Here is a 13,828-nt window from a genome sequence, read left to right on the forward strand (position 1 = left end):
GCTTTCATTCCTGGTGGTGCGGCGCGGCCATGAGCTGCGCGCGGATGTCCTGACCCGGTTCGAGCCGGCGCACAAGTTCCGGCAGCGTCAGATGTGCGATCGGCCTGTCACGGGTGCCGCCGGCGAGGATGACGTCGTAGCCGGTCTCGCCGGCCAGGAGGGTGAGATCGGCGGCCCCCTGGCGAGCACAGGATTTGACGCAGCCCGAGACATGCAGCGTCAGCCCGTCCGCCAGCAGGGGCGCGAGCACTTCCGACAAAGTCGCGGCATCGGCGAGCGTTGCCGCGGCCGCGCGGTCGCAGGCTGGTGCGCCGGCACAGGCCGAAACGGGCAGGCGCGGATCGCGTGGGGAGAGCACGAGACCTTCCTTCGCGAGGGCTACGGCGAGCTCCCCGGCGACAGCGCGCGAAAGTCCGCAGAAGCCGAGACCGCGCCAGGGAGAGAGCCGTATCTCTTCGACCGCGAAACGCTCGGCGAGACCCGCGAGCGGCGAAAAGCCTGTGGCATCGCTGCGGCCGAAGGGCAGGGCGGCGAGGACGGCGAAACGCCCGTCCCGCTCGGCCATGATCCCGACTGGGGCAGGGGATGGGCGTGGCGCCGGGGCCGGCATCGGCGTGAGGCCGCTGGCGAGCGCACTCAGCGCCATGTCGTCGAGCTCGCGCATCCGCCGGACCTCGCCGCGCTTTACGCGCTCCTCGGCAGCGAAGCCGGCGAGCAGCATCGCGGCGATCGCAGGCGCGCTATCCGGGGCGATCGGCCCGAACCAGAGCCCGCCCGGTAGGCCGAAGACAACGGCGTCGGTAGCGACGGCGCGCAAGCGCAGATCGGCCGAAAAATTGTCGAGGGCGAGCGCGCCGCCGCCATCGACCACGATCGAGAACTTGGCCGGCAGTCCCGCGACGCCGCGGCCGGCGCCTTCGATAGCTGCGGCGAGACCGGCAGCATCGAGCAGTTCGCCTGCTTCGCGGCCGGCGAGCGGCGAAGCGAGCACCAGCCTGTGCGGCCCGTCCCCCATCGCTTCGTCGACCAGCCCGGCGTTCAGCAGCTCTGCGACCAGAACCGGATGCGCTTCTTCGCGCACGCCGCGCAGCTGGAGATTGCCGCGTCCCGAAATCTCGATCTGGCCGTTGCCATGGCGGGCCGCCAGCGCCCCGACGAATGCGAGCTGTGTCGGTGAAAGCGCTCCCCGCGGCGGGTGGAGCCGCACCAGCCAGCCATCGCCGGTCTGCATCGGCCGCAAGGTGCCGGGGCACCAGCCGCGTCGCATGGTTTCGGGGGCGGGCAGGCTCATTCTGCGGCCTCCTGCTCGGCTGCGAGCAGCGCCGCGGAATTCAGACGGCTGCGCCAGAGCCCGCGCGCCTGCGCCTCGGCGAGGCGCGAGCGGATCGAGGCGGCGGCCGGCGCATTGGCCTCCTCCAGGGCTCGCCAAACGGCCGGATCGCCGCAATAGGCCTGGAACACCGCATCGAACAGGGCGTCGGAGACGGCGTCCGTGCTCGCCGCGTAGACGAAGAGCGCATCGACCGCCTCGGCGAGTTCGGCCGCGCCGCGCCAGCCATGGGCGAGATGGCCCCCGATCCAGCGGGGATGGCAGAGCCTGCCATGGACGATGCGCGAGACATCCTCGGCGAGCGTCCGCGTCTTCGGCGCCTGCGGATCGGAGGTGTCGAGGCTGTAGGTCACGGCCTCCCCGCCGAGCGCCTGCATCGCCGCGACGAAGCCGCCGATCGCATCGGCAGCGCTCGTCGCCTCCAGTATGTCGCGCCCGGCCGTGTCGCTGGCATGGATGAAGGCATCGGCGCCCGTGACCCGCGCCGCGAAGCCGGCATCGGGCCGCCCGGCTCCGTCCGCGCCGCCATAGGCATGGCCGCTGGCGGCGAGATAGGCCTTGCCGAGTTCGTCGCGCGAACGCCAGTCGCCATCGAGCGCCCGGTCGGCCATGGCGGCGCCATAGCGGCCGGGCGCTGCGCCGAAGATTCGGGCGCCGGCCTCGCCGCGCCGGCGCGCGGCGGCGGGCTCGTTCCACTCGTCGGGCTCGTCGAGCGCCGCGACAGCCCTGGCGGCGGCGTCGAGCAAGGCGATCTGCGCCGGAAACGTATCCCGGAAGGCGCCGGAAATGCGGATCGTCACGTCGAGCCGCGGCTGCGCGAGCTTGGCCTGCGGTGTGATCGCAAACCCGGTTACGCGGGTCGAGCCATGGTCCCAGATCGGCGCCACGCCCATCAGATGGAGCGCATGCGCGATGTCTTCACCGCCGGAACGCAGGGTAGGCGAGGCCCAGAGATCCATGACGATGCGGCGCGGATAGTCGCCCTGCTCCTGCAGATGGCGTGCGACCACGGCCTCGGCCGCCAGCGTTCCCAATCTGGCGGCGGCGCGTGTCGGCACGGCGCGTGGATCGAGCGTCGAGAGGTTGCGTCCGGTCGGCAGTACGTCCGGCCGGCCACGCTGCGGCGCCCCGGCCGGGCCGGGCGGCACGAAGCGGGCAGCGAGCGCCTTCAGCAGGTTGCGACGCTCGTTCGCAGCCGATTCCGGATCGGCTTCCGAGCTGCCGAAGACGTGTAGACCGTCGCGGAACTGCATCTCGGCGAGGTCGCAGAGATGCGCGTCGAGCGCCGCGAGCGCGCTCGGCATGTCCTGGTCGGCCGTGACGCCGCAGGCGGCGGCGAGCCCGCTCGCCTGCGCCCGGTCGAGGATCTCGCGCGCCACGATAGCGGCGCGGCGCGGATCGAGCACCTGCGCCTGTGCATATTCCTCGACAAGGTCGCGCAGCAGGGCCGCCTCGCCGGAGGCCTCGCTCGCCGCGAGCGGCGGCGGCAGATGGCCGAGCGTCAGGGCCGAAAGCCGGCGCTTGGCCGGTGCGGCTTCGCCGGGATCGTCGACGACATAAGGGTAGATCACCGGCAGCGCGCCGATGGCGAGGCGGGGCCAGCAGGAGCGAGAGAGCGCCACCGCCTTGCCGGGCAGCCATTCCGTCGTGCCGTGGGTGCCGAGATGGATCAGGGCATCGGCCCGCTCGACCTCCCGCAATCCGAGATAGAAGGCGAGATAGGCGTGGCTCGGCGGCGCATCCGGGTCGTGATAGCGCGCCTTGCGGTCGGGCGTCGTGTCGCGGGCCGGCTGCAGCGCAATGGAAAGCTTGCCGAAGCGCAGCATGCAGAAGCGGAAGGCGTCGCCGTCGCAGGATGGGTCGGCCTCGGGTGCGCCATGGCTGGCGAGAACGGCGTCGCGGGCGGCCGCCGGAATGGCGACCAGCCAGGCGCGATAAGCGGCGAGCGGAACGGAGAAGTCGGCGGGGCCTTCGGTGAGGGCGGACATCAACCGCCAGCCCTCGTCCTGAGGAGCGGCCGATGGCCGTGTCTCTAAGGATGTGCCAGAGGGGACTGGACCTTCCTTCGAGACGCCGCTGCGCGGCTCCTCAGGAAGAGGGCTGAGGGCAGTAAGCACGTCGCGGGCGACGTCATAGCCCGCCCCCGCCAGCAATTCCCGGATCGCCAGAGCGCTCGCCGGCGTGTCGAGGCCGACGGCGAAGCCGGCGCGGCCGCCGCGTGCGGGATAGTCCGACATCACCAAAGCGAGCCGCCGCTCGCCGGCCGGCTTGCTTCCGAGTGCAGCCCAGTTGGCGGCGAGATCAGCGAGCGCGGCGACGCCGTCCGCATCGGGCGCGAGGCGGCGCAGGCTGAGGCCGGTCGCGGGATCGGCGATCTCCTGCTTGAAGGCGACAGGGATCGCGCCGAGCCTGCCGTCGAATTCCGGCAGCGCCGCCTGCATGGCGAGGTCGGCGGCGGAAAGCCCGCGCGGCGAGGCTTCCCAGGCTTCGCGCGCGCTGCCGACCGGGACAGCCTGCAGGATCGGGCAATCGGCCGCGTCGAGCACGAAGCCTTCGCCTTCGCGGGCCGAGAAGGCGGTGGTGGTGACGATCAGCGCCGGCTTGCGTGCCGAGATCAGTTCGGCGAGCTCGGCCGCGACGGCCTCGTCCTTGAGGCTGGTCAGGGCGAGCGGAAGCGGGGCGAGGCCGCGCGCGGCGAGGGCCGCCACGATCGCCTCGACCATGGCGGTGTCGCCGGCGGCGACGCCGGAGCGATAGACGAGCACGGGGACGAGAGGCGCGTCGGCCGGCAAGGCGGCGAGCGCCTCGCGGCAGGGCAGGGGGGCGGCGTTGGGGCCGAGGGCGAAGATCGGCGGGAGCGGGACGGGGGAGGCATTGGATGTGTCGCGTGACCCCTCATCCGTCCCGGCTTCGCCGAGCCACCTTCTCCCGCAAGGGGAGAAGGACGAGGCGGCGGCATCAGCTCCCTTCTCCCCTTGCGGGAGAAGGTCCCGGCAGGGGGATGAGGGGTCGCGCTGCGCTTGCAGATAATCGTTGATGCGCCTCAGCAGCCGCCGCATGTTCTCGGAGCCGCCACCGGCCCGGAAATAGCCGAGCAGCGTGGCTGCGAAATCCGGCGGCACCGTGCCGTATCCGGAAAGCCGTTCATCCTCGCGGTCGTCGCCGGGCAGCACGGCGAGCGCCACGCCCTTCTGCCGGCAGGTGGTGCCGACCTGCTCGATCCCGTAGCGCCAGCTGTCGAGTCCGCCAAGGCAGCGCAGCAGCACGAAACGCGAGCGCTTCAGCGTCTTTTCGATCAGCAGGTCGATCGAGAGCGGATGCTTGAAGCGCCGCAGCGGCACGAGGCGAAGCGTGAGTGCCGCGCCTTCTCCGTCATGCTCGCCCTTGCGGCGAGCATCCACGTCTTGAGCACTGGTCTCGCCAAAGGAAGACGTGGATGGTCGGGACAAGCCCGACCATGACGAACAGGCCGTCACTACCGCCGATAGATCGCTGTCGCTGAAGGAAAGCAGGACGACATCGCCCGACGGCAGGGCCAGGTCGACGGCGTCCTCGCCGTCGTCGAGCCTCACCTCGCTGGTCGGAAGCAGATGCATCGCATCACTTTCTGAACACGCTGGCCGGAAGGCTCAAGGAAGCCTGCCGGCCAGCGTCGATATCAGCCCTTGAGGGCGGCTTCCACGGCCTGCCGGTCGAACCCCTTGAGGCCGATGACGACGAGCCGGCCGTCACGGGCCTCGTCAGCCTCCCAGGCCCGGTCGTAATGGTGGCCGATGCGCCGGCCGACACCTTGCACCACGAGCCGCATCCGCTTGCCGGGGACGGCGGCAAATCCCTTCAGGCGTAGCACGCCCTCGGCCTCGGCGGCCTTGGCGAGGCGGGCGACCAGCTCCTCCGGCGAGGCGGCCTCCGCTAGCGGCAGGGCGACGCTGTCGAAATCGTCATGGTCGTGGTCCTCGCCCTCGCCATGATGCGAGGGACGCGCCGCAAGATCGGCTTCGGCGGCGGCGCCCAGGCCGATGATCAGGGCGGGCTCGACCTTGCCATGGGCGGTCTCGACCACCTTGATCGCCTTGGGCAGATGCTCGGCGATCTCGGCCTTGACGCGCTCGCGCCCTTCCGCATCGACGAGGTCGCTCTTGTTGAGCAAGATCAGGTCGGCGCAGAGGATCTGGTCCTCGAAGACCTCTTCCAGCGGGTTGTCGTGGTCGACTGACTGGTCCTGAGCCGCCTGGGCCTTCAGGGCTTCGGGATCATCGGCGAACTGGCCTTCGGCGACCGCCGGCCCGTCGACCACGGCGATCACGCCATCGACGGTGACGCGGCTGCGGATCGCCGGCCAGTTGAAGGCTTGGACCAGCGGCTTCGGCAGAGCCAGGCCCGAGGTCTCGATCAGGATGTGCTGTGGCGGGTTCGGCCGGTCGAGCAGCTTCTCCAGCGCCGGCACGAAATCATCGGCGACGGTGCAGCAGATGCAGCCATTCGGCAGTTCGACGATGTCCTCCTCCGAGCAGCCCTCGATGCCGCAGCCGGCGATGAAGGAGCCGTCGAAGCCGAGATCGCCGAATTCGTTGACGAGCACGGCGAGGCGCTTGCCGCCGGCATTCTCGAGGAGATGGCGGACGAGGGTTGTCTTCCCGGCGCCGAGGAAGCCGGTGATGATCGTGCACGGCACCTTGCCGAGCGCGGGGTTCTGCGGAGCGTTCATTCGCTTGATCCTTGTTGGCGCGGCAGAGGTGGCACGCGCGCGACCACGCCCTTGCGGAACGAGGCGGGTCTTTCTTTCCAGGGAACGATACCGTTGGCGCTGGCGGCAAAGCTCTCCGCCGCGCCGGCGATCTCGTCGAGATGGCTGTCGGTGTCGAGGTCACCGATCAGATAGGTCCATTTGCCATCGGCCGCGAGCGCGATGGTGCAGGGCCGCTTGCAGACGGCGAGGCATTCGACCGGGATGACGGCGATGCCGCTCCCGGCCATGCGTTCGCCGAGCGCCGCCGCGAGCGCGATACCGGGCTGGTCGTAGCCCTCCGGCAAATCCTCGCGCTGGCGCCGGCAGACGGTGCAGACATGGATGGTGCAGCCCGGCTCTTGCCGGGCATCCGTCGCGAGGGCGAGATCGCCTTCGAGCATGAGAATACTTCCTTGGGCTGGCGCGGCCGCTTCCGGCCGCGCGAGGCGTCAGGCTGCCGCGGTGGCGGCGCTGCGGCGCGCGGCCCAGGGCCAGAGCACGCCGACGGCGAAGCCGGTGGCGAGCCAGAGCGCGGCCTGGATGGCGAGCGAGAGCGCCGCGAAATGCGCCGCGATCTCGGCCGGGACCCTGCTCTCCGGCGCGGCCGGATGCGGCGCACCGATCAGATGCGGCAGCAGCAAGGCGAGCACGGCGAGCGCCCTTGCCCAGGAGGCCTCGACCCGCAGGAAGACGAAAAGTGCTCCCGCGGTGACGGCGGCGGTCATCAGCCACCAGAGCTGCCGGTGCTGCAATTCGGCAGCGGCGGCGCCAGGCAGTTCCGGCGCGAGCCCCATCGCCGGGGCGAGCCCGAAGGCGAGGAAGCCGCAGACGGCCCAGGCCAGTGCCCGGCGTTCATCGATCCGCTCATTGACCGCGATCATGCCAGCGAGCAGCAAGGCGGCGAAACCGATCGCGGTGCCGATCGTCACCAGGCTGGTGAAGGCGGTGCGCTGGAAGCCGTCCTGCGGCTTCCATTCATGCTCGTCTCCAACTCCCTTGTCGCCATGCGCGGCCGGGCCGTGCGCGAGATGGATGCGGGCTTCGCCGTTGAAGGCGGCTTGCATCGGCGCCGGCTGCGCGCGGAGCGCCGCCTCATAGGTTTCCGCCTTGAGGATCAGCGGCGTCGTGGTGACGTGCTGGAGCGCCGAGATCAGCAGCCCAGCCAGAAGCCCGGCCAGAAGACTGACCGTGAGAACACGTGTGACCATGATGCTTCCCCGTCAGTGGCAGGGGAAGGCGAGGCCGTGGCGGGCGTCATGCGCCGCGTTGTGGACATTCGCGGAGGCCGCGAAGCCGACGGTGTAGACCAGGACGAAGCCGAGGATCAGCGCGGCGGCGACGGCTTTCGCGCGCTCGGAGACGCTGGCCTGGCTGGTGACGGTAGCCGTATTCATCTTGCTTCACTTCCTGGCCACCCCACCGGCAGCCTGTTGGACGACATCGAAAGACGGCAGGTCTCCTGGCTCGCGGCTTGATGTCCTGCTCCGCCTTCCCGGGGAAACCCAGTGGCCGATGGCACAGGACGCGCCGCTTACAGTTGCGGGGGCAGCCGCGGTATCGCACCGCGTTCCCTTTTCACCTCGTCTCCGAGGCACCGTCGCCACGATCATTAGCCATCCGGCCGGCGCTGTGCAATGCAGGGCAGCGTCATTCACGGCCGGAGCTAATGCGGAGAGCCGGGAAACTCCTGAACGAGATGCTCGGGGCGAGCCTGAGCATGATGCGGAGACCGCAAGCATGACTCTTCTTCCGCTCACCCTCGTCCTCGGCGGCGCCCGCTCCGGCAAGAGCCGGCATGCCGAGGCGCTGGTCGAGGCCCTGCCGGCGCCCTGGGTCTACATCGCCACCGCCCAGGCCTATGACGACGAGATGCGCGCCCGCATCGCCGAGCATCGCGCCCGCCGCTCGCAGGACTGGCGGACGGTCGATGCGCCGATGGCGCTCCCGGAGGCGCTGCGTGCGGCCCCGCCGGGGCAGCCCGTGCTGGTCGATTGCCTGACGCTCTGGCTGACCAATCTCATCCTGGCCGAGCGCGACGTCTCCATCGCGACCGGCGAGCTCATGGCTGCCTGCCGTGAGGCGCAGGGGCCGATCGTGCTGGTGTCGAACGAGGTCGGCCTCGGCATCGTGCCGGAGAATGCGCTCGCCCGTCGTTTCCGCGACGAGGCGGGGCGGTTGCACCAGCGGCTTGCGGCGCAGGCCGACCGCGTGGTCTTCATGGTCGCCGGTCTGCCGATGCAGGTGAAGTAGCAGAGAAAAGCCATGACGATCGATGACGGCGACGCCGCCCGCCACAAGGCGAAGATGGAGAAGCGCAAGGCGGTCCAGGATGCCGAGGTCGCCGGCAAGACGCTGGAGAAGGGCCTGCTGATCGTCAATACGGGCCCCGGCAAGGGCAAGTCGACCGCCGCCTTCGGCCTGATCCTGCGCGCACTCGGCCATGGCTGGCGCATCGGCGTCGTCCAGTTCATCAAGGGCGCCTGGTCGACCGGCGAGCGCAAGGCGCTCGACGCCTTCGGCGATCAGGTCTCCTGGCATTCCATGGGCGAAGGCTTCACCTGGGAGACGCAGGACAAGGCCCGCGACATCGCCGCCGCGACCCGTGCCTTCGAGAAGGCCAGGGAGCTGATGGCCGACGAGAGCATCCGGCTGCTGGTGCTGGACGAGCTCAACATCGCGCTGCGCTACGATTATCTGCCGCTCGCCGAGGTCGTGGCGATCCTTCAGGCGCGCCGACCCGATCTCCACATCGTCGTCACCGGCCGCAACGCCAAACCCGAACTGATCGAGGCCGCCGACCTCGTAACCGAAATGACGCTGGTGAAGCACCATTTCGCCGCCGGCGTGAAGGCGCAGGAAGGGATCGAGTTCTGAGCGCCGCTCAGGCAGCCAGCACTGCGAGGCTGCCGAGCCCCGCCAGCCCCCAGAGCAGCAGGCAAGACTTCCGGTAGAGCCCGAGCGCCCGCCTGATATCGGCTGCCGTCGCCTCGGCCCGTCCATCGCCCATCCAGCCATCCTCGACCCTGACGGCGCCATAGACGCGCGGCCCGGCGAGCCTGAGGCCGAGCGCTCCGGCCATCGCCGCCTCCGGCCAGCCGGCATTGGGCGAGCGGTGTCGCCTCGCATCGCGGCGCACGGCGCGCCAGGCGGCGGAGGCATCGGCCTGCCGGTCGAGCGCCGCCGCTCCGACTAGCATTAGGGCGGTCAGCCGCGAGGCCGGCAGGTTGACGAGATCGTCGAGCCGGGCCGCCGCCCAGCCGAAGGCGAGATGACGCGGCGATTTATGCCCGATCATCGAATCCGCGGTGTTGATCGCTTTGTAGAGCACCGCGCCCGTCAGGCCGCCCATGCCGAGCCAGAAGGCCGGCGCGACGATCCCATCGGAGAAATTTTCGGACAGGCTCTCGATCGCGGCGCGCGCCACGCCGGCCTCGTCGAGGCTTTCCGGATCGCGCCCGACGATCATCGAAACCGCCTTGCGTCCGCCCGGCAGTCCACCGTTTTCAAGGCCTTCGGCAACGGCGGCGACATGTTCGTGCAGGCTGCGCTGCGCCAGCAAGGTCGAGGCGAGCAAAGCGAGCGGCAGCAGCGCGAAGGCGCCCGCGAGGCTGCAGAGCCAGAGCAAAGCGAGGCTCGCCGCCAGCGTCACGCAGAGCAGGATAGCGAGCGCGAAGAGGCCGGCGAGGCGCCTTGCGGCAAAGGCGGCGCTCTCGCGGTTCAGCCCGCGGTCGAGGCGCGCGATCAGCGCGCCGATCCAGGTGACGGGATGGCCGATCCATGCGTACAAGCGCGCGGGATAGCCCAGCGCCGCTTCGATCAGCAGGGCGGCGAGCAGCAGCGGCAAGGTGTCGGGGAAGATCATGGCGGATGGGCTTGGAGCGGGAGAGGCGATCTGGCATGGCGGCGATCTCGCCACGGCCAAGGCGCTGTTTCCCGATGCGCCGGAGCCCTGGATCGATCTCTCGACCGGTATCAACCCCTTCCCCTATCCGCTTCCGGAGCTGCCGTTAAGCCTGTGGCAGCGCCTGCCGGGTGCGCGCGCGGAGGCGGCGTTGCTGACGGCCGCACGCGCCGCCTATCGCGTTCGGCCGGAAAGCGGCGTGGTCGCGGCCCCCGGCACGCAGATCCTGATCGAGCTCTTGCCGCGCCTCGTCCCGCAGGCACGCGTCGCGGTGCTCGGCCCGACCTATGGCGAGCATGCGCTGGCCTGGCGCAAGGCCGGCTGCGAGGTCCGCGAGATCGCCGATCTCGCCGAGGCCGGTGCGGCCGATGTCGTGGTCGTGGTCAATCCCAACAATCCCGACGGCCGCGCCATCGGCCTTGCGGCGCTGACGGCCCTGGCGGCGGAGCTTGCGGCTTGCGGCGGCCTGCTGGTGATCGACGAGGCCTTCGCCGATTTCCAGCCCGGCTTCAGCCTCGTCCCGGCGCTGCCGCCGGCAGCGCTGGTGCTGCGTTCATTCGGCAAGGCCTATGGGCTGGCGGGCCTACGGCTCGGCTTCGCGATCGGCGAGGCGAGGCATGTCGAGGCGCTGTGCGGCATGCTCGGCCCCTGGGCCGTGGCGGGCCCCGCACTCGAAATCGGTGCGCAGGCGCTCGGCGATGCCGGCTGGCTCACAGCGCAGGAGCGGGCGCGCGGCGAGGATGCGCGCCGGCTCGACGCTTTGCTCGCCAGGCGTGGGCGGGTCGTCGGTGGCACCGCGCTCTATCGCTTGCTGGAGACCCCGGATGCACCGGAGCTGTTTGCGCGGCTCGGGCGGGCCGGCATCTATGTCAGGCGTTTCCAGTCCGATCCGTCCCGCCTGCGCTTCGGTCTGCCGGGCGATGAGGCGGGCTGGGCGCGGCTGACCGAGGTGCTTGCCTGATTCAGGCCGGCTTCGCCGCTGGCGGTCGCGTCACGATCACTATGCCGACGACGACGAGCGCGAAGCCGAGCGCGTGATAGAGCGCGAGCCTCTCGCCGAGGAAGAGCGTGGCGAGAATGGCGCTGAAGATCGGCAAGAGATGCATGAACATGCCGGTCCGGCCGGGGCCGAGCACCGCGACCGAACGGTTCCAGAAGATATAGGCCAGGATCGAGGGGAAGATCGCGAGATAGAGGATCGTCCCGGCGCTGGCGGCGTCCAGCGTGAAGCCGCCGAGGCTCCGGTACTCCCAGGCGACGAGCGGCAGGTGGAACAGGACGCCGAAGGCGACGGTGACGCCGAGCAGCGCCATCGGCTCGAGCCCGAGCGGCCGCCAGCGGATCAGCACCGTGTAGAGTGCCCAGAAGCTCATGCCTGCAAGCACGAGCAGGTCGCCGGGATTGGGCGAGAAGCTGCGCAGCGCCGTAACATCGCCGCGAGCGATCACCACAGCCGCGCCTGCGAGCGAGACCGCGATGCCGAGGATCTGCCTGGGTGCCAGCTTTTGCTTCAGGATCAGGAAGGCGAGCAGGAAGGTCGCGATCGGCAGGAGCGAGTTGACCAGCGCGGCGTTGACCACGGTGGTGTGATGCAGCGCCGCGTAGACGAAGCAGTTGAAGGCGGTGACGCCGACCGCGCCGAGCAGAGCGAGGAAGGGCAGGTTCGTCCGGATGCGCGGCCATTGCGCCCGGATCGCCGGCAGGCAGAAGGGCAGCAGGATCACGAGCGCCACCGCCCAGCGCCAGAACGACATCTGGAACGGCGGGATCGCGTCCCGCATCGCCCGGGCGAACAGGAAGTTGCCGGAAAAGAACAGCGGCGGCAGCGCCGCCAGCCACCAGGCCGAGGCCGGGATCGCCGGGCTCCCGGCAGGGACGGTCCCTGCAGTAGCGGTCTTGGCCGATGTCGTGGTCAAGCCTTCACCGTCCGCAGTTCCGTATAGCGGCCGAGCCAGACATTGATGCCGACGGCCAGCATGAAGACGATCAGCAGCAGTGCGTACATCTTCGGCATGTTGAAGGTCGCATAGGTCTGGATCACGGCATAGCCGAGGCCCTGATTGGCGAGCTTGGTCTCGGCCAGCAAGGTGCCGATGATGGCGACGCCGAGGCCGATCCTGATGCCGTTGATCACCGGCGCCCGCATCGCCGGGAGATAGACCTTCGAGACCATCTGCAGGGAGGTCAGGCGGAAGCTCAGTCCGACGCGGATCAGCACCTTGTCGATCTCGCGCATGCCGCCGGCGACGCTGATGGCGACCGGGAAGAAGCAGGAGAGCGCGCCCATCGCCACCTTCGAGCCGGGACCGACGCCGAACCACATGATCAGGATCGGGAAGAAGATGATCTTCGGGGTCGGCCCGAGATAGTGCAGGAAGGGCTCATAGGCCTGCGCCAGGAAGCGGCTGCGCCCGAGCGCCATGCCGGTCAGGATGCCGGCCCCTCCGCCGATCAGGGTCGCCAGCGCGACCTCGCCGGCGGTGACGCCAAGATCGGCATAGAAGCGCCGGTCGAGCAGGACGAGGCCGAGCTCGCGCAGGATACGGGTCAGCGAGGGCACGACGTCCTTGTAGAGCAGGCCGGACTGCGCCATCGCCTCCCAGAGCAGCAGCACGGTTCCGATGATGGCGAGGCGCGTCATCAGCACGGCGCGCGCTTCGCTGTTGGCGGCGTTCGCGGGCGAGATTGGCGTCGTGGCCGTCATCGTCATGGGGAGCCCAATCTCCAGTCTTCCTGCTGTCGGATCGGTTCGATCGACATCTCCGTCATTCCGGCGCTGCGCTGTTTCGCAGCGGTCGGAATGACGCAGAAGGCTTGCTGCCGCCGGGACCTCATCAGCGCGGCGGGATCTGGATCAGCTCGGACAGCTGTTCCTTGGTCAGCGGCTGCGCGGTGTATTTCAGTGTCACCGCGTCGGGAACGATGGTTTCCAGGCCGACGATCTTGTCGGGGTCGATCGCCGCCTTCGGGAAGAAATCGTCGCGGACGCGCTTGGCGATGGTCTCGGGGATGCCGACGAAATCGGCATAGTGCTTCAGCGCCGCCGGGTCGGAATACATGGCGTCGACGGTCTCACGATAGGCCTTCATGAAGCGCTCGATCACCGGCTTCTTCGCCTGCATCGTCGCGGTGTTGGTGACGAGCAGCCGCACCGTCTGGCTCTTGAAGGCCTGGGTGTCGTTGCCGGTAGCGATGACGCGGATCTCGCCCTTGTCGAGCTGCTGCAGGCCGAAGGGCGGCGCCGACCAGCCGACATCGATCTGGCCGGACATCACCTGCGTCAGCGTCGCCGCCGGGCCGCCGGTCGCGGTCGGGCGCGGCTTGATGTTGTTTTCCTTGATGTAGGCGTTGACCACGCCATGGGTCGACGAGCCGTTCGTCGAGTAGGCGACGGTCTTGCCCTCGAAATCCTTCAACGTCTTGATCGGCGAATCCGCCTTCACGTACCAGAACAGGTCCTGGCCGCCGGTGGTCTCGGCACCGATGATCCGGATCGGCGCGCCCTTCGAATAGGCGCCGAGCGCGCCCATGATGCCGACCGCGACGCCGATGTCGACGCTGTTGGAGAGCACCGCCTGCTGGGTCTCGCCGCCGCCCTGAGTGTAGAGCATTTCGAGCTCGAGCCCGTGCTTCTTGAAGATGCCGAGCCTGGTGCCGACCTCGGAGACCGAGGTGTCCCAGTTGCCGCGCTGGCCGATGGCGAGCTTGAGCTTGTCCTGCGCCGCAGCCGGCAGGGCCATGCCGGCCACGAGGCCGAAGGCGGCCAATGCCAGCCCTAATTGCCTGATCTTGGTCATGTCGTCCTCCCTCTGTCGCACCGTCGGGCGGTGCTCTTTATTTGGATCGGCTCTCGCGCTCACCGCTCTGT

General features: G+C 69.6%; 13 protein-coding genes and 1 riboswitch. Of the genes, 3 read left to right on the top strand and 10 right to left on the bottom strand.

Going from position 1 to position 13,828, the window contains the following annotated elements:
- Window positions 1–4: 4 nt before the first annotated feature.
- The 6 genes from cobG to DK26_RS25485 form a co-directional block, all read right to left on the bottom strand.
- Window positions 5–1,291 (bottom strand): precorrin-3B synthase, encoded by a 1,287-nt coding sequence (gene cobG / locus DK26_RS25460; protein WP_066478840.1) that lies wholly within the window; start codon window positions 1,289–1,291, stop codon window positions 5–7.
- Window positions 1,288–4,926, bottom strand: a complete 3,639-nt coding sequence (gene cobN / locus DK26_RS25465; RefSeq protein ID WP_066478843.1) for a cobaltochelatase subunit CobN — start codon at window positions 4,924–4,926, stop codon at window positions 1,288–1,290. Before cobN ends, cobG begins: the two co-directional genes overlap by 4 nt.
- A 62-nt stretch (window positions 4,927–4,988) precedes the next feature.
- Window positions 4,989–6,038: a cobalamin biosynthesis protein CobW gene (gene cobW / locus DK26_RS25470; protein WP_066478844.1), complete on the bottom strand. Its 1,050-nt coding sequence runs from the start codon at window positions 6,036–6,038 to the stop codon at window positions 4,989–4,991.
- The gene (locus DK26_RS25475) at window positions 6,035–6,460 is read right to left on the bottom strand and encodes a DUF1636 domain-containing protein (RefSeq protein WP_066478845.1); all 426 of its coding nucleotides are present in this window, start codon (window positions 6,458–6,460) and stop codon (window positions 6,035–6,037) included. Before DK26_RS25475 ends, cobW begins: the two co-directional genes overlap by 4 nt.
- 48 nt (window positions 6,461–6,508) lie before the next feature.
- Window positions 6,509–7,267: a CbtA family protein gene (locus DK26_RS25480; RefSeq protein ID WP_066478846.1), complete on the bottom strand. Its 759-nt coding sequence runs from the start codon at window positions 7,265–7,267 to the stop codon at window positions 6,509–6,511.
- Between the two features lie 12 nt (window positions 7,268–7,279).
- The gene (locus DK26_RS25485) at window positions 7,280–7,453 is read right to left on the bottom strand and encodes a CbtB domain-containing protein (RefSeq protein ID WP_066478848.1); all 174 of its coding nucleotides are present in this window, start codon (window positions 7,451–7,453) and stop codon (window positions 7,280–7,282) included.
- 37 nt (window positions 7,454–7,490) lie between these two features.
- A riboswitch (cobalamin riboswitch) is annotated at window positions 7,491–7,673 on the bottom strand.
- 123 nt (window positions 7,674–7,796) lie between these two features.
- Between DK26_RS25485 and cobU the strand changes: the two genes are divergently transcribed.
- Both cobU and cobO read left to right on the top strand, forming a co-directional pair.
- Complete coding sequence (gene cobU, locus DK26_RS25490; protein WP_066478849.1) at window positions 7,797–8,309, top strand: bifunctional adenosylcobinamide kinase/adenosylcobinamide-phosphate guanylyltransferase; 513 nt, start codon at window positions 7,797–7,799, stop codon at window positions 8,307–8,309.
- A gap of 12 nt (window positions 8,310–8,321) precedes the next feature.
- A complete protein-coding gene (cobO, locus tag DK26_RS25495) occupies window positions 8,322–8,933 on the top strand; it encodes a cob(I)yrinic acid a,c-diamide adenosyltransferase (protein ID WP_066478851.1) in 612 nt (203 codons plus the stop codon).
- Between the two features lie 7 nt (window positions 8,934–8,940).
- Here the strand turns inward: cobO and cbiB are convergent, their stop codons facing one another.
- Complete coding sequence (gene cbiB / locus DK26_RS25500; protein ID WP_066478853.1) at window positions 8,941–9,921, bottom strand: adenosylcobinamide-phosphate synthase CbiB; 981 nt, start codon at window positions 9,919–9,921, stop codon at window positions 8,941–8,943.
- Between cbiB and cobD the strand changes: the two genes are divergently transcribed.
- The gene (cobD, locus tag DK26_RS25505) at window positions 9,905–10,921 is read left to right on the top strand and encodes a threonine-phosphate decarboxylase CobD (protein WP_349236337.1); all 1,017 of its coding nucleotides are present in this window, start codon (window positions 9,905–9,907) and stop codon (window positions 10,919–10,921) included. The genes cbiB and cobD overlap by 17 nt on opposite strands.
- A gap of 1 nt (window position 10,922) precedes the next feature.
- On the opposite strand, the gene DK26_RS25510 is transcribed toward cobD, so the two are convergent.
- The 3 genes from DK26_RS25510 to DK26_RS25520 form a co-directional block, all read right to left on the bottom strand.
- A complete protein-coding gene (locus DK26_RS25510; protein ID WP_066478857.1) occupies window positions 10,923–11,876 on the bottom strand; it encodes a DMT family transporter in 954 nt (317 codons plus the stop codon).
- Window positions 11,873–12,670 carry an ABC transporter permease subunit gene (locus tag DK26_RS25515; RefSeq protein ID WP_248310103.1) on the bottom strand — a complete coding sequence of 266 codons (798 nt, stop codon included), beginning with the start codon at window positions 12,668–12,670 and terminating at the stop codon, window positions 11,873–11,875. Before DK26_RS25515 ends, DK26_RS25510 begins: the two co-directional genes overlap by 4 nt.
- A gap of 124 nt (window positions 12,671–12,794) precedes the next feature.
- Window positions 12,795–13,757, bottom strand: coding sequence for an ABC transporter substrate-binding protein (locus DK26_RS25520; protein WP_066478859.1), 963 nt, complete (start codon window positions 13,755–13,757; stop codon window positions 12,795–12,797).
- Window positions 13,758–13,828: the final 71 nt, after the last annotated feature.

Origin of the sequence: Allobosea sp. WAO (genome assembly GCF_001509835.1) — a bacterium.
GTDB lineage: Bacteria > Pseudomonadota > Alphaproteobacteria > Rhizobiales > Beijerinckiaceae > Allobosea.